The sequence below is a fragment of the Sphingobacterium griseoflavum genome, assembly GCF_014653155.1.
In the GTDB taxonomy this organism is placed as follows: Bacteria; Bacteroidota; Bacteroidia; order Sphingobacteriales; family Sphingobacteriaceae; genus Sphingobacterium; species Sphingobacterium griseoflavum.
Window position 1 is genome coordinate 48,554 of sequence record NZ_BNAF01000001.1, and the last position, 25,495, is coordinate 74,048.

At 44.5% G+C, this 25,495-nt stretch carries 20 protein-coding genes and 1 tRNA gene; 6 read left to right on the plus strand and 15 right to left on the minus strand.

Features of this window, described 5'->3' with window-relative positions:
* Positions 1–26 precede the first annotated feature (26 nt).
* Positions 27–1,391 carry a RagB/SusD family nutrient uptake outer membrane protein gene (locus IE165_RS00235; RefSeq protein WP_189624592.1) on the minus strand — a complete coding sequence of 455 codons (1,365 nt, stop codon included), beginning with the start codon at positions 1,389–1,391 and terminating at the stop codon, positions 27–29.
* Between the two features lie 13 nt (positions 1,392–1,404).
* Positions 1,405–4,950, minus strand: a complete 3,546-nt coding sequence (locus IE165_RS00240) for a SusC/RagA family TonB-linked outer membrane protein (protein ID WP_189624593.1) — start codon at positions 4,948–4,950, stop codon at positions 1,405–1,407.
* A 200-nt stretch (positions 4,951–5,150) separates the two neighbouring features.
* Between IE165_RS00240 and IE165_RS00245 the strand changes: the two genes are divergently transcribed.
* Positions 5,151–5,441, plus strand: a complete 291-nt coding sequence (locus tag IE165_RS00245; protein WP_189624594.1) for a hypothetical protein — start codon at positions 5,151–5,153, stop codon at positions 5,439–5,441.
* Here the strand turns inward: IE165_RS00245 and IE165_RS00250 are convergent.
* Positions 5,438–9,799 (minus strand): translocation/assembly module TamB domain-containing protein, encoded by a 4,362-nt coding sequence (locus IE165_RS00250; RefSeq protein WP_189624595.1) that lies wholly within the window; start codon positions 9,797–9,799, stop codon positions 5,438–5,440. The genes IE165_RS00245 and IE165_RS00250 overlap by 4 nt on opposite strands.
* Before the next feature lie 80 nt (positions 9,800–9,879).
* Between IE165_RS00250 and tsaD the strand changes: the two genes are divergently transcribed.
* Positions 9,880–10,881, plus strand: coding sequence for a tRNA (adenosine(37)-N6)-threonylcarbamoyltransferase complex transferase subunit TsaD (tsaD, locus tag IE165_RS00255; RefSeq protein WP_189624596.1), 1,002 nt, complete (start codon positions 9,880–9,882; stop codon positions 10,879–10,881).
* 158 nt (positions 10,882–11,039) lie between these two features.
* Complete coding sequence (locus tag IE165_RS00260) at positions 11,040–11,915, plus strand: energy transducer TonB (protein WP_189624597.1); 876 nt, start codon at positions 11,040–11,042, stop codon at positions 11,913–11,915.
* Positions 11,916–11,964: 49 nt separating this feature from the next.
* Here IE165_RS00260 and IE165_RS00265 read toward each other — a convergent pair whose 3' ends face one another.
* Positions 11,965–12,360, minus strand: a complete 396-nt coding sequence (locus IE165_RS00265) for a hypothetical protein (protein WP_189624598.1) — start codon at positions 12,358–12,360, stop codon at positions 11,965–11,967.
* Between the two features lie 182 nt (positions 12,361–12,542).
* On the opposite strand from IE165_RS00265, the gene IE165_RS00270 reads away from it, so the two are divergent.
* Positions 12,543–13,298, plus strand: coding sequence for a copper homeostasis protein CutC (locus tag IE165_RS00270; RefSeq protein ID WP_189624599.1), 756 nt, complete (start codon positions 12,543–12,545; stop codon positions 13,296–13,298).
* Between the two features lie 51 nt (positions 13,299–13,349).
* Here IE165_RS00270 and IE165_RS00275 read toward each other — a convergent pair whose 3' ends face one another.
* Together IE165_RS00275 and IE165_RS00280 are read right to left on the minus strand one after the other, a co-directional pair.
* A complete protein-coding gene (locus IE165_RS00275; protein WP_189624600.1) occupies positions 13,350–13,529 on the minus strand; it encodes a spore protein in 180 nt (59 codons plus the stop codon).
* Between the two features lie 29 nt (positions 13,530–13,558).
* A tRNA-Cys gene (locus IE165_RS00280) sits at positions 13,559–13,629 on the minus strand.
* A gap of 251 nt (positions 13,630–13,880) precedes the next feature.
* Here IE165_RS00280 and IE165_RS00285 point away from each other — a divergent pair.
* Complete coding sequence (locus IE165_RS00285) at positions 13,881–14,519, plus strand: porin family protein (protein WP_189624601.1); 639 nt, start codon at positions 13,881–13,883, stop codon at positions 14,517–14,519.
* A gap of 82 nt (positions 14,520–14,601) precedes the next feature.
* Here IE165_RS00285 and rpsJ read toward each other — a convergent pair whose 3' ends face one another.
* The 7 genes from rpsJ to fsa all read right to left on the minus strand — a co-directional run bounded on the left by rpsJ (position 14,602) and on the right by fsa (position 22,496).
* Entirely contained in the window at positions 14,602–14,907 is a 306-nt protein-coding gene (gene rpsJ / locus IE165_RS00290) for a 30S ribosomal protein S10 (RefSeq protein WP_002993539.1), read from the minus strand.
* Positions 14,908–14,977: 70 nt separating this feature from the next.
* Positions 14,978–17,101, minus strand: coding sequence for an elongation factor G (fusA, locus tag IE165_RS00295; RefSeq protein ID WP_189624602.1), 2,124 nt, complete (start codon positions 17,099–17,101; stop codon positions 14,978–14,980).
* 134 nt (positions 17,102–17,235) lie between these two features.
* Positions 17,236–17,703, minus strand: a complete 468-nt coding sequence (rpsG, locus tag IE165_RS00300) for a 30S ribosomal protein S7 (RefSeq protein ID WP_037500026.1) — start codon at positions 17,701–17,703, stop codon at positions 17,236–17,238.
* A gap of 19 nt (positions 17,704–17,722) precedes the next feature.
* Positions 17,723–18,136, minus strand: a complete 414-nt coding sequence (rpsL, locus tag IE165_RS00305; RefSeq protein ID WP_002993550.1) for a 30S ribosomal protein S12 — start codon at positions 18,134–18,136, stop codon at positions 17,723–17,725.
* Between the two features lie 193 nt (positions 18,137–18,329).
* On the minus strand, positions 18,330–20,459 hold the full coding sequence (rnr, locus tag IE165_RS00310; RefSeq protein WP_189624603.1) for a ribonuclease R: 2,130 nt from the start codon (positions 20,457–20,459) through the stop codon (positions 18,330–18,332).
* 508 nt (positions 20,460–20,967) lie between these two features.
* Entirely contained in the window at positions 20,968–21,414 is a 447-nt protein-coding gene (locus IE165_RS00315; RefSeq protein WP_189624604.1) for a Fur family transcriptional regulator, read from the minus strand.
* A 416-nt stretch (positions 21,415–21,830) separates the two neighbouring features.
* The gene (gene fsa / locus IE165_RS00320) at positions 21,831–22,496 is read right to left on the minus strand and encodes a fructose-6-phosphate aldolase (protein ID WP_189624605.1); all 666 of its coding nucleotides are present in this window, start codon (positions 22,494–22,496) and stop codon (positions 21,831–21,833) included.
* 121 nt (positions 22,497–22,617) lie between these two features.
* Between fsa and IE165_RS00325 the strand changes: the two genes are divergently transcribed.
* Positions 22,618–23,847, plus strand: a complete 1,230-nt coding sequence (locus tag IE165_RS00325; protein ID WP_189624606.1) for an MFS transporter — start codon at positions 22,618–22,620, stop codon at positions 23,845–23,847.
* On the opposite strand, the gene IE165_RS00330 is transcribed toward IE165_RS00325, so the two are convergent.
* Both IE165_RS00330 and IE165_RS00335 read right to left on the minus strand, forming a co-directional pair.
* Entirely contained in the window at positions 23,824–24,261 is a 438-nt protein-coding gene (locus tag IE165_RS00330) for a retropepsin-like aspartic protease (RefSeq protein WP_189624607.1), read from the minus strand. The genes IE165_RS00325 and IE165_RS00330 overlap by 24 nt on opposite strands.
* Positions 24,262–24,361: 100 nt before the next feature.
* Positions 24,362–25,300 (minus strand): malate dehydrogenase, encoded by a 939-nt coding sequence (locus tag IE165_RS00335; RefSeq protein WP_189624608.1) that lies wholly within the window; start codon positions 25,298–25,300, stop codon positions 24,362–24,364.
* Positions 25,301–25,495: the final 195 nt, after the last annotated feature.

Below are 25,495 nucleotides of genomic sequence, written 5' to 3' on the forward strand. Positions count from 1 at the left end.
CAAAATCGCTCCCTTCTTTTTTATTGTTAGTAGCCTGGATTCTGTTCCAAGCCTCCGCCGAGCACGATTTGTCCCGACGGTATGGGGTAAACGAAGTATTGCTCGTTTGAAAGGCTACTGTATTTTTCGAGGGCCAGCCCCGTCCGACAAAAGTCAAACCAGGTTTCCCCCTCAAAAAGAAGCTCGCGCTCCTTTTCCTCCTGTACAAACAGCACAAAGTCATCTACATTTGTAAATTCCGAGATCTCCCGGCCCACGTTGGCCCGTGTTAAAACGGCGTTCAACGAGTTAAATGCTTCCGTAGAAACGGTGCCGCTCACACGCGCTGCCGCTTCGGCGTGAATCAAATAAATTTCGGCCAAACGGATGATAGGCAGGTTTTGGCTTGGGGGATTTGCATTGGGAAACTTACCGATGTAAAACTGATCCCGTGTTCCTTTAAACACAGAGAAATCACGTCTGCTGTCCCCTTCTTCGAACAAGGCAACAATGGAAGAGTCTTTGGCGCGAAACAACATGCTCGCGTTATCATTGCTGACCAAAGCCAATGGATTGGTTGTTTGGTCATCGAACTGGAGCTCGAAAATAGATTCGGTAGTATTTTCATTTTGCCAGATACTGCCAAAATTAGCTACCAGTTGAAATGCTTCTGAATCGATAATCTCTTTCGCTAAGCTGGCAGCCTGTGTATAATCGTTAGTATATTGTGCCTGATAGAGATACACCTTCGCCAACAAAGCTTTAGCTGCGGCTTTGGTAGCACGACCTTTGGTAGCATCAACGCTCTCGTTGGATTCTTGCAGAGCCTCCACGCTTTCCGTCAAATCAGTTACCATCTGCGCATAGATTTCCTCGGGGTCACTTTGCCGAATAGCTTGGTTCTCTTCCTCGGTCGTCGCAGTCAATTTTAGCGGAACGCGTCCGAAGGCTCTTACTAAGAAAAAATAGCTCATGGCGCGGACAAATTTTCCTTCACCGATAAACTGGTTTCTTTTTTCCAGGGAAATGGCATTCTCCGGAATTTCAGGAACGCGGGCTATGATGTTGTTTGCCGCATTGATCGTATTATACACCCCTTGCCATACATTGGAGGTCCAGGGATTGATAACAGTAACGTTGTGTGTAGCGAAGTTTTCGTACTCCGGAAATGCCGAAGCGTGGGCGACGTGTCGTGCGGAAAACTCGGGGACGATAACTGCCGTCTGTCCCCATGAGAACGAGCTGGTCATGGTGCGGTACATACCGATGACCGCCGAGTTGGCATTGGTTTCTGAATTGAAAAAATTGTCATTCGTCACTTGGCTGAGTGGTTCTCGATCGAGAAAACTATTGCAAGCAGAGAAGCCTACTGCGAAAAGCGCGAAGACAGAAAGTTTATATAGCGTATTCATGTGTGCTTTAATGTTAAAATGACAAATTGATACCTGCGGTAAAAATGCGCGGCTGTGGATAACTTCCATAATCGTAACCATATATCAGACCTGTGTTGGCACCGCCGTGACTGGATCCGACCTCCGGGTCAAATCCTTTATATTTGGTGAAAACATAGGCATTTTGTACGGTTACGTAAGCGCGAAGTTTGTTCACCTTTATTTTGTCTGTCAAATCCTTCGGTAAGGAATAACCAAGGGTTATGTTACGCAGGCGGAAGAAGGATCCATCTTGCACAAACCGATCTGATATAGCCGAGTTATCGAAATTGCCAGGAGTGGGGCGCGGCACATCGGTATTATCGCCAGGCTGTCTCCATCTATCGACCCAATCTACAAGACCGTTGGAGCTTAAGTTGGAGCCTCCTAGGCCCGTTGCAAGATTGTAATTAAACAGGTCATTGCCGTAAGAAAACTGCCCCATAATACTCAAGTCAAAGTTACGGTACTGAAAATTGTTGGTAATACCGCCAAAGAAATCCGGGTTGGGATCTCCGATGATCTGCCTGTCGAGCGGATCGCTCGGTGTTGTCGGTTGCCCGTCACGACCTTCGTATTCTATGAGTCCTGTTTGTGGATTTACACCGATCATCTTCCATCCGAAGAACGTTCCTAGCGGAAGACCTGCTTCCGCAATATTGAGTTCGCCAACACCGCCCAGCATACGTGGCACGCCCGGTGGCAGCGCAAGTACTTTGTTGCGGTTGAATGTCATGTTCAAAGATGTTGTCCATTTAAATGCACCCACAAGATTCTGTGTAGTCAATTCAAATTCAAAACCTTTGTTTTCAATATCGCCCGAATTGGTGAACTGATTGAGATAGCCCGAGCTGCTCAATATAGGTACAGCAATTAACAAATCTGACGTCTTCTTATAATAGTAATCGGCAAGGATGGAAATTCTATTGTTGAATAAGCCAAGGTCGATACCAATATCCGTCTGTTGCGTGGTTTCCCATTTCAGGTTTATATCGCCCAAAACCGCAGGAACAAAGCCCGGAGCGCCCAAATAGTTGTTGCCTCCAGAATACAGCGAATAACTTGCGTAGTTGCCAATATTTTGATTACCTGTCACCCCCCAGCTACCGCGCAATTTTAAATTACTGATACTAGGAAGCTCCTTTAAAAAGCCTTCTTCCGAAATACGCCATGCCGCCGCAACAGATGGGAATGTCGCCCAGCGATTTTCAGCACCGAACCGGGAAGATCCATCAGATCGTAGATTGGCTGTTACGATATATTTCTTTTGGAAATCATAGCTTACCCGTGCAAAACCAGACGCTATGGCCCACTCTTCTGGGAATGAATTTGCTCCTGTTACTACACCTCCGGCACTAATGTATGGAATATCGTTCGAAGGAAAATTATTCCGTTGTCCGTGGACGAATTCTAGTCGGGATTCTTGTACCGAGAATCCTCCCAAGGCATTCACATGGTGATCGCCGAACGTCTTATCAAATGTTAAGGTTGTTTCATTGATCCACAATTGATCTCGCGTATTCCGACGGGCGCCGATACCACCTTGGCTGGCAAACGCGCGAAGCCCGTTGGGAGGCATAAAGAAGGTCTCATCGATGAAACTTGCGTCTACGCCGAAACTCGTTTTAAAAGCAAGGGACGGGATGAAGCGGTATTCTGCACTCGCATTTGCCAAGATACGCCAAGTTTGCGCATTGTTAATCGGTAGGTTTAGTATAGCTAAGGGGTTCTCCCGTGTGGCGCTTACCTGATCGTACACATAGTTTCCGTTTTCATCATACACCGATAAATTTGGCGGTGCGAAGATCCCGTTCTTAGTGGCTCCTTCACGGGAGTTTTCTTCTTGTACGCGGTCGTTTTCTGCGCGCGTGATGTTAATTGCGGTGGCAAAATTCAGTTTCTCACTGTGTTGGTGATTCAGGTTGATGCGTCCGCTAATACGATTGAAATCGGATCCATGTAAAATACCGCCTTGTCGCATGTAACCGAACGAGGTGTAATACTGCGTTTTCTCACCACCGCCACTTGCGGCCACCTCGTAGCTTCGGGTAGCTGCTTTTCGAAACACCACATCCTGCCAATCGGTGTTGATGGAAGGGTTGGAAAGAATTTGATCAGGAATGACACGGCTAGGGTCTTCTTGTTGATAGATACTATAGAAGTCGCGCATATAGTCTTGGTACTGCGCGGTGTTCATCATCTTGTACTTCCGCTCTGCAGGCATTTCAGAGTAGCCTTCGTACATATTGAAATGAAATTGACTTGTCCCAGCTTCACCTTTTTTGGTGGTGATCAATACGACACCGTTTGCCGCCCGCGAACCGTATATCGATGAGGATGCTGCATCTTTAAGGATCTCAACGGACTGCACATCGGAAGGATTCAAAGAAGACAAAACGTTGATACCTTGTGTTCCTCCTCCAAAGTCAAAGGTCGAACCACCGGTGAAATTGGTGGTACTGTTGACAGGTATACCGTCAATGACATAGAGGGGGTCCGAGCTTGCGTTGATGGATGTTGTACCGCGTACACGGATGCTTAGCCCACCGCCCGGCGAACCCGACTTTTGGGATACCTGTACACCACCAGCCTTGCCTTGAATCGCTTGGGGGATACTGGGCAATACCTCGTTTTCAATTTGATCAGAACCAATACTGGATACCGAACTGGCAAGCGTTGCGCGTTCCATGGTGCCATATCCAACGGCAACGACTTGTACGGACTCGATCGTTTTGGTTTCTTGTATCAGCATGACTGATACGTCTTTTCTGTTGTTTAGCACTTCTTCATGCTCCCGGTAGCCTACTGCACTGAAAATAAGCGCCTGACTGTTAGCCGCGGCAATACTAAACTTCCCTTGGTCATCCGTTGCTGCAGTAATCGCTTGTCCTTTTACGGATACGGTGGCACCCGCAACGGGACCATTCGCGTCGCGCACAGTTCCCTGAACAAGATCCTGCGCGTTTTGGGGCGTCGCGCTGGAGTTGGTCCGTGCTGTTGTGGCTGATTGCGTGGAATCCTGCTGCACGGGCAATAACGAGATTGCTTTGGTACCGGTCGAATCCGTCAGTGTGGAATCTACAGCATTGGTTGCCATCACTGTAGAATCCGTTTGCGCAGAATCCGGCAGTGCTACCTTCAGAACGACGTGGATCTCACTGCGGTTGTTTACCGGCTCTTCGTGCCGTGCAAAGTCTGTTTTGTTGAAGATCAGGGTAGCATCGGGCTTCGCCTCCAGTGCATATGCCCCTTGCTCGTCCGAAACGACATTGACAGACTCCCCCTTAACGGTCACGATAACGCCCTGCATCGGGGCGCCCTGCTCGTCTTTGACAGACCCTTTGATTGCATTTAATGTATCCAATTGTAAGGGGGACGCCGACCAGTAATGGTGCGAACTGTTGTTCTCTTTAAGTGGGTTGGTAAAGGTAGTATTCACCTTTTGTGATGTTGCTTTACTTGTTTCGGCGTTGGAGAGAGAGGAAAATACAGGAATAGGCCCGAACAAGAGCAATGGAATTGCATAGATAGCATGTTTCATTCTTAACTTTTAGTTTTTTAATATATGTACCATTATCTGCAGTTCTAACAAAAAATCCGCTATCGTCGTTCAAGCTGTTAATTATAATATTTTTGTTACAAACTATCTTTCTAACGTTCTCTTTACAAATATTAGTATGTAAATTCAGATAAAAATGTATATTTCGAGTGCTAAAGCACAAGTACACACAAACATTTTAGATGACTTACGAAGATTTTTTGCGGCGCTTAGAAGAAGAACAAACTGCACCGACCGAATTAACAGCGCCTTTACAAGCGCTTTGGTATGAACGGAAAGGGGATTGGAAAAAGGCGCACGAGCTGATCGATCATTTGGACGATCATATTGCTGCTCACGTGCATGCATACTTGCATCGTGTGGAAGGCGATTTAGGAAATGCCCAATACTGGTATCACCGAGCGCAGCAGCCTATTTTCAAAGGGACTACAGCGGAAGAATGGCACAATATGGTGCGGTTGTTGTTGCGTTAATCGCTACTTGAGTTGTTCGGAAGGATTAGTAGGGGAGCTGCCTTTTGTTTCCGTTCATTCCAGATCCATAGCTTCCGCCAAAACTCCGAAAGGGTGTTAAACTCTTGCCGGTATACCACCCCGACGGCGCTGATGTAGTCGCTGTAGGGAGTAAAAAGGAAATTCCGCGTGTTCAAGCGGTTGTAGGCCCGTAAAACAAGGTTTCCATCCTGCCGCAATCGAAACGTAACTTCTGCATCGGTGGCAACCTGATCGGAAAACAGCGTTAAGTCATTCAGCTGGCTCCGGCTTCGGTCGCTTACCCCGCCGGTCAAGATCAGTCGGTCGTCGAAAAAACGTAGGGAGGCCGACGCATCGTTAAAAGAACGAATGTTCAGATCAAGAAAGTTCATGTTTAGGGATTGTGAAATAATGCTGTTTAACTGATTGAATGCGATCTCGGTGCCAGCAGATAGCAAGGTGTTGTTTACTTCCCGACCAAACTCTTGGGTAGAGGCGGGGGTAAAACTTCGGCGAACGATCAGACTGATTGCCTGTTGGTTCACATTATTTCCATCGCTTAGGTAACCCTGCAGTTCATCCTTTACATAGGGATCTTGTGGAAAGTTGAGGTCAAAAGACACTTCGGGTTGCGATAGGGTACCCTTCAGTATCATATCCGCCTGAGCAAGGATCCGATCATTATTTTCCGTTCGGCCAGCGGCATTATACAGCGGGGCTACGGACGTACGTTGTTGATAAGAGGCGCTGAGGTTGACGGTTGCTTCTGCAGGATTGCCCGCCCAACGGATGGTTCCTCCTTCCTTAAGATCAAAAAACTTATTGAAAAAGTCCTGCGCTGTAAAATGAAACTTTCCAGCCAAAACATTATAGTCCCCAAACATTTCAAAATCACCCAAATTGGAAATACGCAAGGAAATGTTACCTGTGCCTACTCCTTTGAGTGAGCCCAGGTTGTTTTCTAAATTTATTTCTGCATCCCGTGTTAAATTCAGATCCATATTCATCGTTATTCCTTGAAATAGTCGTTTTGATATGGATCTGTTTTTTTCTGCAGAATCGATGTTTGTAAAATAGAAAAAATCGTTGTCGCTTACTTTTAAGGAACTGTTGAAAGGAATCGTGATGGTCGTGTTGGTGTTGGATCGCGCGTTGATATCGATGTTGATACCACTGGTAGGCCCTTTAAAGCTAAAGGTGCCAGATGCATAGGCCGTGCCGAAAAACGTTTCGTTATCCTTTCTTCCCGTATTTAGTATTTGAAAATTTTCTGCAGTAGCTTCGATATCCAAGGTTGGGTCGCTCAATCTACTTAAATCGACATAACCTTTGGCGGTAGCCTTGCTGTTTTTTACATCAGAAAATTGGAAGTTATGGAGATGTACGCGGTTATTTTGAATCACAGACTGCTGGTTCGCTATCACATAAGTGGTTTGGAGGTAGTTTACCAAAAACGATGCATCTCGAATATCGGCTGTTCCGTTGATTATAGGATCGCGAAGTGTTCCAATAATATGCAGGTCTCCACTTATTTTTCCGTACAAGTCGGACACCAACGTTTGTAAAAAAGGTTGGAGGATGCCAGCATCCAAATCTTTTATTTTGCTGTGTAATTGCAGCTCACCGGCCGGAGACCCGATCTCGTAGGTGCCCTTTACCTCTACACCGCGCCCGTCCACGTCAGAAAGGTTGCCGTTTAGCTGGATCAATCCATTTGCAGGGGCAAAATCGGCGTTTATACGCAGCGTTCCTATTGGAAGGTTGTTGAAGATAATAGGAGTAGTCGAAATATGCGTAGACAGTGTAGGCTTTTGGAAGATGGAATGTATGCGAATATCCCCGTTCAGGCTGCCTTGGAGTTGTATGCCCAATGATTTCGTAATGCCGGCCAAAGACGATAAACTAAAGTCGCGGAAAGCAACTTCTAAGTCATCGTCTTCATTGGAGAGTATGCCGTTGAGCCGAACCTCCTGCCGGTCGCGTTTCAGCAAAAGATTTTTCAGATAGAATTTTCCTTTGGAAACGCGTAGATCTGCATCTTCGTTAATTTCCCATTTTTCATTGTTCAGTACAATGTCTGATTTCTCGAAACGGACGTAGGCAGGTTTGTTGTGCGCGAAATGAATATTGCCATTAAGATTTAAATAATTCTCCCTATTGTCTTCCGAAAGGGCGACTTGGAACGTCAGGCTATCGTTGGCTAATATATTGCGTATGTGGATATGATCGATATATGCCGAGTCTGAAAAACTAAACCTATCTGCATCGATCAATAGCGAGAAAGCTCGGTTGTCGGCCTGCTCGGTTAGGGATAGGTTTTCGATTTTCATGCCTTTGTAAGCGACCGTCGGACTAAATGCTTTAAAGGTTGCCTTATAGTCGTCCGATGAAAACTTGGCCGTTAAGCTAGCACCGTGCTCAAGGCGTAAATCAGGATCAAATAAAGCAGATACCGGGTTAAAGGATTTTATCGCTAAGCGGAGATCGAAGTTCTGCGGATTATATGGCGAGGATTCAATATTTATCGCGGGCGCATATCGCATCGCAAGCGATCGGAAATATGCACCAATGGTATGGAGATCTATCTGCCCGTTTAATTGCCCATCTACTATATCCGATTCTAACGTCAGTAATTTGGATTCCTCGTTACCGGCTGAGGTGAATTCAAGTCTATCCATCGCAAAGATACCTCGCGACGACCGGAATTGGATATCGTCCGCATGAATATGCCCGTTTAGTAAATTGAGGGACTCTCCCGCGAGCGAGGCGCGTACGTTCGCATGTTCGACAACGATACTATCTTTCGAGAACAAGTTCAAGCGTTTGAGATCAAGTGTTTCAATGGTCGATGAGAGGTTGTACGCGGTAGGCAAACCGTCTTCCCATCTCATATCGCCGTCGAACGTTAGTGTGGCATGGGTATCATCGATTTTTCCTTCAGTAGTGAGTAGCCTGTCCGCTATCCGGCCGTCAAAGGTAACTTGTCTGTACACGTAATCGTGGAAGGTAAAGTTATTCACCTGACCTTGAGCTGCAACCTTTATCCTAGCCAAATCGAACCCTTCACCGTCAAAACGGATGTGGAAGCCAGGCTTTCCGATCTCCTTGCTGCTTAAAAGTTGCCCTATATCGAAAGCTTTGCTTTCTATTAGCCCTGTATATTTTAACGTAGGGGCAAGCACAATATGGCTGTTCGTATTTAGGCTGCCCTGTGTTGTGGTGGCTTGCCCCTCTATCCTGAAATCATGATAGAAGCCACGAAAGCGCCCTCGGTAACCGACTGTTCCCAGTTTGTGCAGCGCATCAGGTAGTTGGAATGCGGGAATGCCTGCCAATTCGGATGCTAGTTTTTCTACGTCTCCGCTTGAGGTCCGAAGCGACGCGAGGTCAAAATCAAACCGTGTGCGCTGTATATCCGGAAGACCATACATAGAAAAGCTCCCCTCCAAATGTGTATTTGTTCCGGTAGTCAACGACACCCCTTCGGCACGAAGGTTGGCCACCGTTCCCGATACCCTGGCCCTGTTGACCGCGCTGATAAATTTGACCTGCGACATCTGGGGCGCAAAAAATTCGATATCTCTAGAATCGACAAATGCGTCTGCCAGCTCACCTTTGATTTGCACTTTTTCAATAAAGTTTTCAAAATCGGAAAAAGAGTGGTAATGGAATAGCAGGTAACTTCCGATTTTCGACCGGTTAAGACGCATGGAAAGATTCTTAAATTCCATTTTGCTGGACGAGATGTAGGCTTCTGTAGATAATTCACGCAAGTGCAAGCCACTTTTCTCTTGAAATGTCAGCTTGGAGATCGTGGCTTCGACCTCCTTGTTGGAAAGCGCTGTCAACACAAACTCCCCTGATATCGCGTAGATATCGAGATCCGCAAAATTGACGCCTTTTGGATGTGACGTGTATCGATGATCGACCAATTTGAATTGATTGTTTTTTAACACAACCTGCTTGAGTCTGAATTGCAATCCGTTTTGCCCAAAAGAGGTTGAATCTTTTGGAGACGTAAAATAATCGATTAGAAAGCTGATGTTTGAGCTGTCGCCATAATATTCGTAGTTCGTATAGGCGTCCTCCAACGTTAATTTACGGATTTCTATCTCTTTTTGAAACAGCTTAGTTAAGGAAAAGGTAGCGGTAATGCTTTTGGCATCGAGCATTTTTTTTCCGCGAAGGTCATTGATACTGATGTCTTCGATCAGTAAGGATCTGAACGGCTTAAGGTGTACTTTACCGATACGGATTTCCGTATGCAGTTGTCTGCTTAGGTAGTTTGCCGCTTTTTTGGATACATAGGTCTGTACGGCGGGATACCGTAAAGCGAAGATAGCGCATATCGTTAGCACGGTAATGCTAACCAGCGTAATGAGCGTTATTTTTAGTATTTTTTTGATATTTTTGTGTTCTGTTTTTAATACTTTGTGCCATGGCTATCATACTCGGTATCGAATCTTCCTGCGACGAAACTTCAGCTTCTATTTGTATAGACGGTGAAATTAAGTCAAATATTATTGCTGGTCAAGCAATTCATGCAAATTACGGAGGCGTCGTTCCCGAGTTGGCCTCTCGTGCACACCAACAGCATATCATTCCGACGGTGGATCATGCCATACAGCAGGCAAAAATACATAAAAATGACATCGATGCGGTTGCTTTTACACGCGGTCCCGGGCTTTTAGGCTCGTTGCTGGTCGGAACATCTTTCGCAAAGGCGTTCGCCCTGGCGCGCCATATTCCGCTGATCGAGGTGAACCATATGCAGGCACATATCTTAGCACACTTTATTGATGAACCGAAACCAGCGTTCCCCTTTCTATGTCTTACCGTATCGGGTGGACATACACAGATCGTTTTAGTCAAAGATTTTTTTGATATGGAATTATTGGGGCAGACATTGGATGATGCGGCGGGGGAAGCTTTTGACAAAACCGCCAAAATTTTGAACCTTCCTTATCCTGGCGGTCCACTCATCGATAAATATGCTAAAGATGGAAATCCTGATGCCTTCAAATTGCCTGAACCGCAAATCGCCGATCTAGATTTCAGTTTCTCTGGATTGAAAACCGCGATTCTATATATGGTCCAAGCGCAGGAAAAGTTGAACCCTGATTTTCTTCAAGAAAATCTGCCTGATGTCTGTGCTTCGGTACAGAGCCGTATCGTCTCCATCTTACTTAATAAACTTAAAAAGGCTGCCAAGCAGACTGGTGTAACCAATGTGGCCATCGCAGGAGGGGTGTCCGCTAACTCCGGATTGCGCGAAAGCTTATTGGCCATGGGGTCACGTTATCAATGGAATGTGTTTATCCCAAAATTTGAATATTGTACGGATAATGCCGCGATGATTGCCATCGCGGGGTATCAAAAGTATCTAAAAAATGATTTCGTAGGACAAGATATCGCACCCTTGGCTCGGATGCATGTCTAGCACGCTCTGAGGGAACCCGTGCACATAACTGCTTCCGTAGGAACGTTGCTGCATGCATAGTATTTAAGATTCTTCACCAATACGGATAGATATTTATGGAATATGATGTGTGCTTACATCGTATAGTAAACGTATGTAAACCTTCAAATATCTCCGTTATGTGGAACAGCAAATTAGATATCTACGAAAAAGAATGGCTGGATGTTGTTTTTTCTTCGCGCAACCGCTCATATGGCGCCTACGATCTACGTAAACATGCCGCATTAGCGACCAATAGAGCACTGATCATTGTAACAGGAGCCGTCGCCCTTTTAATTGGGACGAAGATTGCTCATGATCAGATGCCGAAATCCATTCATTTAACCACACCCTATGAACAAACGCCTGTGATGTTGACTGGGGATATCAAGCTTCCTGATCCTCCAAGGGAAGAAGAAATCCTGATTCCCGCGGAAAAACCTGTTCAACAAATAGCCCAAGACCCGCCGAACATCGACCTTATCCGAGCGGTCGAGCCGATTGTGACTGCGGCAAATGCGGTTACCGAGGACATGGTTTCTCAAGACGAGCTTAAGGATAAGATGACCGCCCGTATCACGTTAAAAAAAGTAGAGGGAGGTGCTTACCTTGCCAAGGGCGAATTTGGGCCCACCAAACAGGAGGGAGGCATGACCGGTGTGGCTTCTAATGACATAGAGGGTGGGGTAGGCGGGAACGACATTTTCAAAGCCGTGGAGGTAATGCCAGAGCCACCAGGCGGGATGAAGGCTTTCGTGCAGTGGGTAGGAAAAAATTATAATTATCCGGAGGCTGCATTACAGCAGGGCGTTAAAGGCAGCATCGTCGTTTCTTTTGTGGTGGAACGCGATGGCAGTTTAACGGATATCAACGTGATCCGTGATCTTAGCTTTGGTACAGGTCAAGAAGCTGTAAGGGTACTGCAAAAAGCGAAAAAATGGGCGCCAGGTGTGCAAAATGGCCGTACCGTCCGCGTAAGTTATACCTTGCCCATAACGTTGAGTACGATCCAGTAGCTAACTCCTCGTCTTTCCGCATGGATGGGAGCCCGCTTCCATCCATGTATTATAGACTTTTTATCAGTTTTTGCAGCCATGGCTTGATGATGGCCGATACTTCGTAACGTTCCTCGCGCGCAAATCTTAGCATGATGTTTTCCAAATTTGCCAACATGTCAATGTATTCAGGAAAATAGCCTTCCATATTCCGGTAATCTGTCAAGATATCAAGTATGTAGCAATGTGCGTCATATTCCAAAAATTTTTGCTGGTGTTGTTGCGTCGCCTCCAACCAAGCTACCTCTGTGGAAAATCCAGAAAAAATGTGTTCGTCGCAAACCTGTTTGTACAGCTGTCTAGACCGTGCTAGCTGACAGCGAATATGTTCTTTTTGGTCGACAAGTTCGTCGAAAATCGTTGATAGCTTCTCCTGAATTTCGATTTCTCTAGGTATTATTGTCATGACGAATAATGTTAAAGATTCTACTTTGCACGAATAGGCGCGAGTTTGTATAACAACATCAACCAATAAATTGTTTTGCTTTTTTTAAAATAACATACTGATTTATTGATTGTTATCATATTTCAATAAATTGTACATGCCGAATTGTACCATACGCGAGTGAAAATTGGCAATTTTGTGTTATGATTGGAAAGGAAAAGGAAATCGTCGGGGTAAAGTTGGAGATTTGTGCCAACTCACCTTATTCCGCCGTACAGGCTCAATTGGGTGGAGCAAGTCGTGTCGAATTTTGTCAAAATTTAGAGAATGGAGGCATTACACCGTCGTATGGCCAGATAAAGCGGGCGCGCCAGCTCTTGCAAATTGGCATGCACGTTCTTATACGGCCGCGAGGGGGTGATTTTGTGTACACGGACGACGAGTTTGAAGAAATGAAGATGGATATTAGCTTTTGTAAAGAAGCGGGCTGTGATGGTGTTGTCATAGGCATACTCTGCAAGGATGGGCGTGTGGACCTTAAGCGGAACGCCAGCCTCGTAGAACTGGCGAAGCCGATGACGGTGGTATTTCATCGGGCATTTGACCGTACGAATAATCCAGCAGAGGCATTGGAAGATATTATTGGTTTAGGATTCAATCGTATCCTTACGTCTGGTTTAAGAAACACCGCAGTCGAGGGAGTACAATTGTTGAAAGAGTTGATCATGCAGGCCGATGGTCGGATAGAAATTATGCCTGGGGCAGGTGTTAATGCGGGTAATATTTTGGATATTCTCGCTCATACAAATGCAACGGCTATACATAGTTCGGCAAAAATATCGATCGATTCGCAAATGACATTCGAGTCAGACGCCTTGGCAGGCATGAATGAGCCTACGTTGCAGACATCGCGCGCGTTAGTAGCTGAACTTAAAGATCTTTTGGAAAGCCGCAAATAAAAAAAAGGAGAACGGTTAAGTTCTCCTTCCAATTTCTTTGTTTGCGTGGTATTATTTAGCTTCAGTAGCTAGTGCATTCAAGATTTCGTCATTTTTGGTGATCTGACTTTTTTTAGGCATTTGGCTTCTTGAACCTAATTCAATATTGCGACCTAATTTCAAAAACTGAACTTCCACACGTGAAACAGTTTTATTTCTTCTATCTTTTCTTTTTAAACGTGTAACTCCCATTGTTATATCTTTATATAGTCAATAAAACGAGGTCGGAAGCGGATTCGAACCGCTGTAGGAGGTTTTGCAGACCTCAGCCTAGCCACTCGGCCATCCGACCCTTTATCCCTGAAGGGAATGCAAAAATATAATTTACTTTTGATATTTACAACGCTTGCATCAAAAAGATTGGAGAATTATTTTTTAGGTCACCCCATCGTGAGATCAAACTGTTATCCGAATAAAAAAATATGCTTATTGATGTTAAAATAAATTGCTGTATGTTAGCTATTTAAATCGTGAATCGATCTTTTTTTTTATTTTGGTCTGAATGTTGTAATACTTGCGATAGTAAAACAAAAATATAAGAGTATGAAAAAGATTTTACTTTCTTTCGGAGCAGCGCTTTTATTAGCTGCAGGCGCACAAGCGCAAAGTGGTCTTGGTTACGGATTGAAAGCTGGCGTGAATTTTCCGTCTTACAGTTTTGGAAATTCGAATGACCTTTCGGATACGAAGTCGACGACCAACTTCCACGTTACAGGTTATTTGGATGCACCGGTGACACAGAATTTCTACATTCAACCCGGCGTGTCGCTACAAGGTAAAGGTGCTAAATTGGTTGAATCGTCGGCACTAGGCGGTTCTGAGGTTACACAAAATACGATGTGGTTAGAAGTGCCTGTAAACTTCGTCGGCAAATTTCAAGCTGGAAACGGCAACTTTTTCGTTGGTGCAGGTCCTTACATCGGTTTCGGTTTGAGCGGAAAAAACAAATACTCTACTGGAAGTGGATCCAATGTTGTAGAACGCGAGTTTAAATTTGGTAAAGAAAATACCTTAAAGGGTACTGATTTCGGTGTTAACTTCTTAGCAGGTTACAAATTAGCTGGCGGATTCTTGATCAACGCTGGTTACGGTCTAGGTCTTACCAATATCGCTGGTGACAACAATTGGACGAACGATATCAAAAATAGAGTTTGGACGGTTGGTATCGGTTTTGAAATGTAAAAACCAATAGCGTTCACAATCGTATAAAAAGAAAGGCTATCCATAATGGGTAGCCTTTCCTTTTTCAAAAATTAAAATCCTATCACACTTTGATTTCAACTTCAACGCCAGAAGGCAATTCAAGTTTCATCAACGCATCAACAGTCTTAGAGTTTGAAGAATAGATATCCAACAATCTCTTGTATGCGCACAATTGGAATTGCTCACGTGCCTTCTTGTTAACGTGTGGTGAACGTAAAACGGTATAGATTTTCTTTTCAGTAGGCAATGGAATAGGACCACTAACAACTGCACCTGTAGGTTTTACCGTTTTTACGATTTTTTCGGCTGATTTGTCAACCAAATTGTAATCGTAAGATTTCAATTTAATTCTGATTCTTTGGCTCATTTTATTTGTTTTTAAGATGACCTCCCGTTAGAGCTATTCACAACAGGAGGTCGGTTTATTTTAAAAAGGATTATTCTACAGATCCTTTAACTCTGCCTTTTGATTTTGCGATGACATCATCCGCAACGTTGCGTGGCGCTTCTTCATAGTGATCAAACTCCATGGTAGATGTTGCGCGTCCCGAAGTGATCGTACGTAACTGTGTTACGTAACCAAACATTTCAGAAAGTGGTACTAAGGCTTTGATTACCTGTGCTCCGTTACGGGAGTCAAGACCTTGCATCTGACCACGACGGCGGTTCAAGTCACCCATCACATCACCCATGTTCTCTTCTGGAGTCAGTACTTCCACTTTCATGATAGGCTCCATTAATACTGGCGTACACTTAGGCAAAGCCTCACGGTAAGCCATTTTGGCTGCCAATTCGAAAGACAGCGAGTCTGAATCGACTGCGTGGAATGATCCATCGATCAAACGAACTTTCATGCCAGAAAGTGGGTAGCCGGCCAATACACCGTTTTTCAAAGAGCTCTCGAAACCTTTTTGCACCGATGGGATGTATTCCTTAGGAATAGCACCACCCACGATTTCGTTTACAAATTGAAGGGCCGATTTTGACGTGTCGTAGTCTTCGTCGATAGGGGATACAACCACTTTGATATCGGCAAATTTACCACGACCACCCGATTGTTTTTTGTAAACCTCGCGGTGTTCGGAAGTGCCTTTGATAGACTCTTTATAAGCTACCTGAGGAGCACCTTGGTTTACCTCCACTTTGAACTCGCGTTTCAAACGATCAATCAAGATCTCTAAGTGAAGCTCACCCATACCAGAGATTACTGTTTGACCAGTCTCTTCGTCAGATTTAACAACGAATGTAGGATCTTCTTCCGCTAATTTACCAAGACCAATACCTAGTTTATCAACGTCAGCTTGTGTCTTAGGCTCGATCGCTAAGCCAATTACCGGCTCAGGGAAGACCATAGACTCCAACACGATAGGTGCTTTTTCGTCACATAGCGTATCACCGGTTTTGATATCTTTAAAACCTACTACCGCGCCAATATCACCAGCTTCGATAAAAGGAATAGGGTTTTGCTTGTTAGCATGCATCTGGAAGATACGAGAGATACGCTCTTTGTTTCCTGAACGGGTGTTCAAAACATAAGAACCAGCGTCCAATTTACCCGAGTAAGCACGGATGAAACACAAACGACCTACGAAAGGGTCAGTGGCAATCTTGAAACCTAGAGCTGCGAAAGGCTCGCTCACGCTAGGCTTGCGAAGCAATTCTTCGCCAGAATCAGGATGCGTACCTCTAACACCTTCAGAATCTAAAGGAGAAGGTAATAATTCCATCACAAGATCCAACATGGTTTGCACACCTTTGTTCTTGAAAGATGAACCACAAACCATAGGAACGATAGAGTTATCCAATACCGCCGCACGTAAAGCGTTTAAGATTTCGCGCTCTGTCAAGGAGTTAGGATCGTCGAAGAATTTTTCCATCAACGACTCGTCGTATCCAGCAACAGCTTCCAATAATTTTTCGCGGTATTCCGCTACTTCGTCAACCATATCGTCAGGGATAGGCACTTCGGTAAAGGTCATTCCTTTATCATGCTCGTTCCAAACGATACCACGGTTGTTGATCAAGTCTACAACACCGGTGAAAGAATCTTCGGCACCGATAGGCAGTTGCAATGCTACCGCTTCCGAACCCAACATATCTTTAACCTGTTTCACGACTTTTAGGAAGTCGGCACCTGAGCGGTCCATTTTGTTAACGAAACCAATACGAGGAACTTTGTAGTTATCTGCTAAACGCCAGTTGGTTTCTGATTGGGGCTCTACGCCGTCCACAGCGGAAAACAAGAACACCAATCCATCAAGCACACGCAAAGAGCGGTTTACCTCTACGGTAAAGTCAACGTGACCTGGGGTATCAATTACGTTTACTTGATATTTGTTTCCACGGTAGTTCCAGAATACGGTTGTTGCAGCAGAAGTGATCGTGATACCACGCTCTGCCTCTTGCTCCATCCAGTCCATCGTCGAAGCACCTTCGTGAACCTCGCCGATTTTATGGTTTACACCTGAGTAGTAAAGAATACGCTCAGTTGTCGTTGTTTTACCAGCATCAATGTGGGCAGCGATACCGATATTTCTAGTGAATTTTAAATCTCTTGCCATAATATATTTATGCAGTTTGCTTTGAAAGCTTGTTTTTGTGCAATTTTTCGAAAGAAATAAGTACACCGACTGTAATAAGGCTTATAGCGCTTATCGACAGTCGGTGTCATCCTATTTTATTCGTGTCTTCAAAATTAGAATCTGAAGTGTGAGAACGCTTTGTTAGCTTCCGCCATTTTGTGCGTATCTTCTTTCTTCTTCACAGCAGCACCTTCACCTTTAGAAGCTGAAATGATCTCTCCCGCTAATTTTTCATACATCGTTTTTTCACCACGTTTGCGTGCATAAGAAATTAACCATTTCATACCTAAAGCAATTTTACGCTCCGGACGAACCTCCATAGGAACTTGGAAGTTGGCACCACCAACACGACGCGATTTAACCTCTACAGCTGGCATAACGTTGTTCAACGCTTTTTTCCAAGCCTCAAGACCGCTCTCTTGTGTTTTCTGTTCTACTAATTCTACTGCATCGTAAAAAATAGAGTACGCTGTAGATTTTTTACCATCTAACATCATATTGTTTACGAAACGTGTTACCTGAGTATCGTTAAACTTCGGGTCAGGTAAAATGATTCTCTTTTTTGGTTTTGACTTTCTCATTTTCTTTTCCTCCGTTTAATTATTTCTTTTTACCTTTTGCAGGAGCGGCTGCTGCTTGTCCTGGTTTAGGGCGTTTTGTTCCGTATTTAGAACGACGTTGGTTACGGCCTGCAACACCTGATGTATCCAATGCACCACGGATAATGTGGTAACGTACACCTGGTAAGTCTTTCACACGACCACCACGGATTAACACGATAGAGTGCTCTTGCAAGTTGTGTCCTTCACCAGGGATGTAAGCATTAACCTCTTTTCCGTTTGTTAAACGTACACGAGCTACTTTACGCATTGCTGAGTTTGGTTTTTTAGGGGTAGTAGTGTATACACGCGTACACACGCCTCTTCGCTGTGGACAGCTGTCCAACGCTGGTGACTTACTCTTGTCAACCAGAGCTACTCTACCTTTTCTAACTAATTGTTGAATAGTAGGCATTTACCTGTTTTTGTTTTTATTTAATTTGTAAAAATTAATTTTAAAGTCCGCAAAGATAATGATAAAATACTAAAACGTAAAGTCTTGTGTGTTAATTTTTTTTGAGTAATCTTTTTGGCTTTTTTTTCATCGCCCGAAACAAAACTGCGGAAAGCATTTTCTCGATGCTTTCCGCAGGCAGTGGCCGGCGGTGTTATGAAAGTAGTGTGAAGTCAATCTGTCGTTTTTCGAGATCGACTTTTTTTACTTTAATCTGTACTTCGTCCCCCAGCTGGTATTTCTTCTTTTTGCGCTGGCCAATGATTGCATAATTCTTTTCATCCAGGGTGTAGAAGTCGTCGGTGATGTCGCGCAGGCGCACCATGCCCTCGCATTTGTTCTCTTCAATTTCCACGTACATGCCCCATTCGGTAACGCCAGACACGATGCCCTTGTATTCTACGCCGATTTGCTCCTGCAGAAATTCAGCCTGTTTGTATTTAATGGATGCGCGTTCTGCTTCCGCTGCTTTTTTCTCCATTTGAGAGGAATGTTCAGACATTTTCTCGTAATGCTCAGCATTGATCTTTTGCCCGCCATCGAGATAAAACTGCAAAAGCCGGTGCACCATCACATCGGGATAGCGCCGGATAGGGGAGGTGAAGTGTGTGTAATAATCGAACGCCAATCCGTAATGGCTGGTGCTTTTGGTGGTGTATATGGCCTTTGCCATGGAACGGACAGCCAAGGATGTAAGGAGGTTCTGCTCTTTGCTGCCTTCAATTTTGGTCATCAAGGCATTCAGCGATTTCGCGGTCTCCTTATCGCTTTTGATCGATAGCTTGTGTCCGAACCTCGAAGCGAACTGCGAGAAAGTAGTCAGTGTTTCCGGATTTGGCGTGTCATGAAAACGGTAGACAAATGTTAGCTTGTTTTTTCCACGCCCCTGTTTGCCGATGTATTCAGCTACTTTTCGATTTGCCAACAACATGAAATCCTCAATGAGTTTATGGGCATCCTTGCGAACTTTCGTATACACGCCGATTGGTTTGCCGCTTTCGTCCAAGTGGAATTTTACCTCTTCACTTTCGAAGCTGATTGCACCGTTTTTGAACTTCCGTTCACGCAGGATATAGGCGAGTTCGTTGAGCTTTAGAATTTCTGCAGCGAAGTCGCCATTTTTCGTTTCGATGACTTCCTGTGCCTCTTCATAGGTAAAGCGACGGTCTGAGTTGATCACTGTTCTGCCAAACCACTGCTCGATAACGGTGGCTTTTTCATCCATTTCGAAAACAGCAGAAAAGCACAGCTTTTCTTCATTTGGACGTAGGGAGCATACGCCATTGGAGAGCCGTTCGGGAAGCATCGGTATAACGCGGTCGACTAAATATACGGAGGTGCCGCGTTCGTAAGCTTCTTTGTCAAGCGGCGTGTCGGGAACAACATAGTGGGAAACATCCGCTATATGCACACCGATCTCGTAGTTTCCGTTTTCCAGCGTACGGAAGGAGATGGCATCATCAAAATCCTTGGCATCAAACGGGTCTATGGTGAAGGTCGGGATGTCACGGAAGTCCCTTCTTTTCTTGATCTCCTCCGGACTGATTTTTTCTGGTATATGATCCGCTTCCTCTTCCACTTCGGGAGGAAAGGTAAGGGGGAATCCGAAGTCTGCCAAGATGGCGTTCATTTCCGTGTTGTTTTCGCCTTTTTTTCCGAGGATGCTTTTAACCTTTCCGATAGGGTTCTTGGCATTTTTTTTCCATTCGACAATGGAGACGACGACCTTTTGCCCATTTACGGCTCCGTTTAGGTTGTCCAAAGGAATGAAGATGTCATGCAGCATCTTCCGGTCATCTGGCAAGAAGAAGGCATAAGAGCCCGAGATATCGATTGTTCCCGTGAAATCTGTCTTCGCACGCTGGATGATTTCCACAACTTCACCTTCCCGTTTTCTGCCTTTGCTCCGCTCAAAAACGTGTACCTTAACTATGTCGTTGTGCAACGCTTGGCGAAGCTTTCGTGGAGCAACATATATATCGCTTTCGCCCTCCTCTTGCGGTACGATGTAAGCAGAGCCATCGGCCGTCATGTCCACCTTTCCTGTGATGTAAACATTTAGCTGCCGCAACTTGAACTTGCCCCGCTCTACCTGCAGGAACTTGCCGGATTTAGATTCATCAGATAAGATGTCTGCGATGGCAACTTTTGAATCGGCGTCGTGAATGTTTAGCTTAGCGGCGACCTGTTTGTAGTTCAGTGGGCTGTTGTTGGATTTTTCAAATATGTCGAGTATCAACCGGGTTAAAACTTCTTTGTAGGGATTCTCTTTTCTTTGTTTCATACGTTTAAAATTTATTGCACTTCGATGCGCGCGCAATTGATTTGATGCAGGCGGGAAGAAGTGGGAGGGGGGTGGCCAGTTTGATCAACCACCTCTTGAAATGTATAACTAAGATACAAAAAAAATGTTCTATTAAAGGGGGAGATTGTTTGGGTCGCACAATTAAACCTATGTAATCATTTTTTTGTTTATTTTAGCTTATTTAAGGTTTTGATTCACATAGTAATATGTAAATATTTGCTAATTTTTAATATTTATTGTGGTTCTTCTGGCGGTGTTTGCGCACGTTGCTCGGGCAAAAGGATATATGATAAGGTGATGCTAAAATTTATAACCTATATATATTACTTATTTTATTTTTTTTAACAATTTGTTTGTTAAATAGTTATTTATTTTTTGCTAAAAGTATATCGTGCTTTATTTTGTAAAAATTAGCATCGAATCTTGTACAGAAAGGGCGCCACTGCTTGTGACCACATGTTACATGAATACGGTTGGAGAATGTCTCTTATTTTTGGTTTTGACAACGATCGCAAAGTCCGACGGCATTCAATGCAAGCGAATGTAACGTAAAATTTGCGGGCACAGGAATCTTCGGTAATGATATTTCTTCTAAGCAAAAAACGCTATTGCATATCGAGCAGATGAAATGAACATGCTGATCGTGGTGGTGGTTTGCCGTGCAGTCTGGACTGCATATCGCGTAAGTGGCGGTACCGTTCAAGTCGAAAACTTTATGCACAATACCTTTCTCTTCGAAACTGGAAAGTATTCGGTAAAGGGTCACCCGATCGATCTCCTTGCCAACAATTTTTTCCAAATCAGGCTGCGATATTGCTGCATCTTTTTGCGTTATTTCGTTCAAAACGCGCATTCGGTGCGGGGTTACCTTTAGCGAATTTTGCTTTAAGAGTTTTATAAAATCCCGTTCTTTTTCGTTTGTTACACTCGTCATGATACCTGTAAAAATACATAATTTTTGGATCAATTTTAAATCTGTCTGGATGTGTTCGGTGTAAAGTTTATGTGTTCACTGACATCGCATTGACCTGAGCCGTTTGGGGGAATGTGGAGCCGAGGTTTTGAGCTTCGTCAGCTTGAAAAATCATGGGGTGCTGTTGGTGGATTATCGTCAGAAAAATCGTAGAAGGCTGCGCGGTTTTTTGTGTGGTGCCAACTTTTACCAGCAGATAATGATTACCGTTGGGACAACATCGATGGGCATTCTGCCACAATCGTTGGGGAAGCAATTGTATGTTTTAGCCACTATCCAACGTTGAGGCTATTCGCAGAGAAAGGGTAGTACAGCACAAAAAAAACTCTTCAGAATTGCTTTCGTGAAGAGTTTCAGCATTTTTAAAAAAACGATTGCTAGCCTTGTTTTTCTGCCGCTTTGGCATGATCCGCCAAGAATTGTGCAAGACCACTGTCCGTTAATGGATGCTTCAGTAAAGAAACAATAGCTGATAAAGGACCCGTCATAACATCTGCGCCGATCTTAGCACAACCTAGGACATGGGCACTATGGCGAACGGATGCCGCCAATATTTGTGTGGTAAAACCGTAGTTATCGTAAATTAGACGAATCTCTTCGATCAACGATAAGCCGTCTACAGAGATATCGTCTAGTCGTCCAATAAATGGAGATACGTAAGTGGCACCTGCTTTCGCGGCCAACAAAGCCTGACCGGCGGAGAATACCAATGTACAGTTGGTTTTGATGCCTTTTTGGCTAAAATACTTGATTGCTTTTACCCCGTCTTTGATCATGGGCACTTTAACAACGATCTTGGGGTTAAGCGCAGCGAGTATTTCGCCTTCCTTGATCATGTTTTCATAGTCGGTGGAAATCACCTCGGCACTAACGTCACCATCAACAATCTCGCAGATTGCTTTATAGTGGTTAATCACATTCTCTTCGCCGCTGATGCCTTCTTTGGCCATCAGGCTTGGATTGGTGGTTACACCGTCAAGAACGCCTAAATCTTGCGCTTCCTTGATTTGTGCTAAATTCGCCGTATCAATAAAAAATTTCATGTTTAAGAGTTGATTTATAGTGATTTAAAAAGATTCAAAACATAACGTAGCCGTACGCGTTACAAAAATAGCTATATTATTTTTCAATCTATTACGTTTGATCAAAACATTTTTATCCCAAATGGATATATTTAGATCCCTGTCTTATCCCAACTTCCGACTGCATGTCATTGGTCAAGCTATATCATTATTAGGCACTTGGATGCAACGTGTTGCTATCAGCTGGTTGGTATATGAAATGACCAATTCTGTCTTTTGGCTTGGATTCGTACAGTTCATATCGCTGCTTCCTTCGCTTGTCCTTTCTCCGTTTATTGGGTCGTTTGTCGATAGACATAAGAAGTACAAATTGGTTTTCCTAACGCAAATTGGTTTGATGGTTCAGGCTGGTGTATTGGCTTTGGTCGTCGGTTTGCACTGGGAGACTGTGTTTATCCTCTCGATACTGGGGTTCTTGCAAGGCATTATCAATGCTTTTGATGTAATGGGAAGACAATCCTTAATGATATCACTCGTGGACAACCGAAGGGATTTGCCCAATGCCATAGCGCTGAATTCGTCCATATTCAATGCTGCACGGATGGTTGGCCCGGCAATAGGCGGTATTCTATTGACCAAATATGGTGAATTTGTATGCTTTGGTGTAAATTTCGTGAGCTTTGTCCCCGTCATCATCTGCCTTATGCTTATGCGCGTCACAGAGGATCGCTCGAAGCTGACGAAGGAAAGCAATTGGAACGGGCTTGTTGATGGTTTTTCGTATTTGAAGCGTTCACCCCACATCGCATCATTAATTATCGTTTTGACATGCTCTAGCTTATTGGTGATCCCATATACTTCCCTGCTTCCGGCAGTCGCAAAAGACTTGTTTAAGGGAGATGAATCGACATTTTCCTGGTTTGAGAGTGCGGCTGGCTTCGGCGCTATGTTGGGCGCTATCAGTATGGCTCGGCTTAAATCTGGACAGAATCTACGTTACCGCGTATTATTTGCCGCGTTTATGATGGGGATTTCTTTGTGTTTATTGGCATTTGCTCATTTTTTACCAACAGCACTGCTGTTTACCATGCTTGTTTCGTTGGCCATGATGATGCAGAATTCATCTATCAACACCTATATTCAGACACATGCAGTACCGCGTTACCGAGCAAGGACGATTAGTTACTATGTGATGGCCTTTCAGGGAATTGCTCCCATAGGTGCTCTATTTGTTGGCGCAACGGCAGAGTATTTCGGTCTCAAGCATACACTTTATATCATGGGAGGAGCGGGCATGCTTATTTCGCTGGGATACTATACCTATATTCGTCTGCACATCCATCGGCGGCTATTTAAGTTTCCGGCTTCTTAACGTTAATTGCTCTTTTTGATAATCGATTTTTGCACCATAGGGACGGAGGATGTCACCGCCAACAACGCCAACCACAGGTTCGAGATTCATTTGCTCGTAGGCGTAATTGATTGAGCTCAGATCCAAGACGGCTGTTTGAAAGCGCTCGCGTTGCCAACCGTTGATTTTAAAAAGCGGTATCTCAAGCGTAAAGCTTTGCATGGAATTCGTACCGAGGCCAGTCGATAGGATGTCCGTAATTTGGAAACGTTCTTCGGTAATGCCGGCGTTTAATAAGGTGTTTTTGTCCAGTACGGTTTTTGAAGCTCCCGTATCCAAAACCATTTTAAAAGGTTGGTCAAACAATACGACATCGACCAATAAATGGTATCCGTCGCCATGTAAGTCTATTATCGATAAGGGGATTTTTTGCATGGACTAAACATAAACAATTTTTTTGTTCTTTTAGTTTAGAAAGATAAATAGGGAGTAGGCTACATGCGCCTGTTCCCTATTTACGGCTATTGAACAATCCCTATATGATGTTGTTATCGCGCAATACTTGATTCATATTGCGCACGGCGTCCGCGCTTTTTGCAAAAGCCTGCTTTTCTCTTTCGGAAAGCTCTAAAGGCACGATGCGATCCCAGCCATGCCGGTTAATGACAACGGGGACCCCAATATTGATGTCTTCTTGATCAAATTCCCCTTCGAGATAGACCGAGGCGGTGAATACACGATTTTGATTGCGGACAATGCTTTCCACCATAGCGGCTGCCGCTGCGCCTGGGGCATACCATGCAGAAGTCCCGATTAATGCGGTCAACGTTGCACCCCCAACCATCGTCTTATGAACGATAGCTTCCTGTTCTTCTTCCGATAGAAAATGGGTGACAGGGATACTGTTCCAAGTAGCATGCTTAATCAGCGGGATCATCGTGGTATCACCATGGCCGCCCACAACGATGGCATTAAGGTCGTTTGCAGAGGCATTCAACTGGCTCGCCAGTTGGAACTTGAAGCGCGCCGAATCGAGGGCGCCTCCCATGCCGATAATACGGTTTTTAGCAATACCACTAGATTTTAAGGCTAGATAGGTCATGGTGTCCATTGGATTAGATACAACCAGGATAATTATATCTGGCGAATACTCCAGTAAATTCTGCACGACCGTTTTTACGATGCCCGCATTTGTTCCGATCAACTCTTCTCGCGTCATGCCAGGTTTTCGCGGAATGCCCGATGTAATGACCGCAACGGCAGATCCTGCGGTTTGGAGGTAATCGTTGGTTACGCCTTTAACTTTACTGTCAAAGCCCAATAGCGCCGCGGTTTGCATCATATCTTGCGCTTTACCTTCGGCAACGCCTTCTTTGATATCCAAAAGAATAATCTCTTCGGCTATGTTTCTCCTTACTAGATTGTCTGCCGTGGTTGCGCCCACGGCACCCGCTCCTATGACTGTAATTTTCATGTTTTCTGGATTTTATGGTAAGAACTGATATGTAGTTAAATATACTAAAATTTGCCATAAAACTAAGCCCGGTAGGAAGATGTTTCATATATTTACGACGGGCTTTTGCCGAGCATAAGATTTTGCTGTAAACGTAATAAAAAAACCTTCCTGCTGTCTGGCAAGGAAGGCGTATTGAGGTCTGATATTGCTCGT

Excerpts from the sequence above, each read along its gene's own strand:
- tsaD (WP_189624596.1), top strand. The coding sequence starts at position 9,880 with ATGGCTATCATACTCGGTATCGAATCTTCCTGCGACGAAACTTCAGCT.
- rpsG (WP_037500026.1), bottom strand. The coding sequence starts at position 17,703 with ATGAGAAAGTCAAAACCAAAAAAGAGAATCATTTTACCTGACCCGAAG.
- fusA (WP_189624602.1), bottom strand. The coding sequence starts at position 17,101 with ATGGCAAGAGATTTAAAATTCACTAGAAATATCGGTATCGCTGCCCAC.
- IE165_RS00235 (WP_189624592.1), bottom strand. The coding sequence starts at position 1,391 with ATGAATACGCTATATAAACTTTCTGTCTTCGCGCTTTTCGCAGTAGGC.
- IE165_RS00330 (WP_189624607.1), bottom strand. The coding sequence starts at position 24,261 with ATGCAAAAAATCCCCTTATCGATAATAGACTTACATGGCGACGGATAC.
- IE165_RS00335 (WP_189624608.1), bottom strand. The coding sequence starts at position 25,300 with ATGAAAATTACAGTCATAGGAGCGGGTGCCGTGGGCGCAACCACGGCA.
- fsa (WP_189624605.1), bottom strand. The coding sequence starts at position 22,496 with ATGAAATTTTTTATTGATACGGCGAATTTAGCACAAATCAAGGAAGCG.
- rpsJ (WP_002993539.1), bottom strand. The coding sequence starts at position 14,907 with ATGAGCCAAAGAATCAGAATTAAATTGAAATCTTACGATTACAATTTG.
- IE165_RS00270 (WP_189624599.1), top strand. The coding sequence starts at position 12,543 with ATGATTGGAAAGGAAAAGGAAATCGTCGGGGTAAAGTTGGAGATTTGT.
- IE165_RS00260 (WP_189624597.1), top strand. The coding sequence starts at position 11,040 with ATGTGGAACAGCAAATTAGATATCTACGAAAAAGAATGGCTGGATGTT.
- IE165_RS00265 (WP_189624598.1), bottom strand. The coding sequence starts at position 12,360 with ATGACAATAATACCTAGAGAAATCGAAATTCAGGAGAAGCTATCAACG.
- IE165_RS00240 (WP_189624593.1), bottom strand. The coding sequence starts at position 4,950 with ATGAAACATGCTATCTATGCAATTCCATTGCTCTTGTTCGGGCCTATT.
- IE165_RS00275 (WP_189624600.1), bottom strand. The coding sequence starts at position 13,529 with ATGGGAGTTACACGTTTAAAAAGAAAAGATAGAAGAAATAAAACTGTT.
- IE165_RS00315 (WP_189624604.1), bottom strand. The coding sequence starts at position 21,414 with ATGACGAGTGTAACAAACGAAAAAGAACGGGATTTTATAAAACTCTTA.
- IE165_RS00245 (WP_189624594.1), top strand. The coding sequence starts at position 5,151 with ATGACTTACGAAGATTTTTTGCGGCGCTTAGAAGAAGAACAAACTGCA.
- rnr (WP_189624603.1), bottom strand. The coding sequence starts at position 20,459 with ATGAAACAAAGAAAAGAGAATCCCTACAAAGAAGTTTTAACCCGGTTG.
- rpsL (WP_002993550.1), bottom strand. The coding sequence starts at position 18,136 with ATGCCTACTATTCAACAATTAGTTAGAAAAGGTAGAGTAGCTCTGGTT.
- IE165_RS00325 (WP_189624606.1), top strand. The coding sequence starts at position 22,618 with ATGGATATATTTAGATCCCTGTCTTATCCCAACTTCCGACTGCATGTC.
- IE165_RS00285 (WP_189624601.1), top strand. The coding sequence starts at position 13,881 with ATGAAAAAGATTTTACTTTCTTTCGGAGCAGCGCTTTTATTAGCTGCA.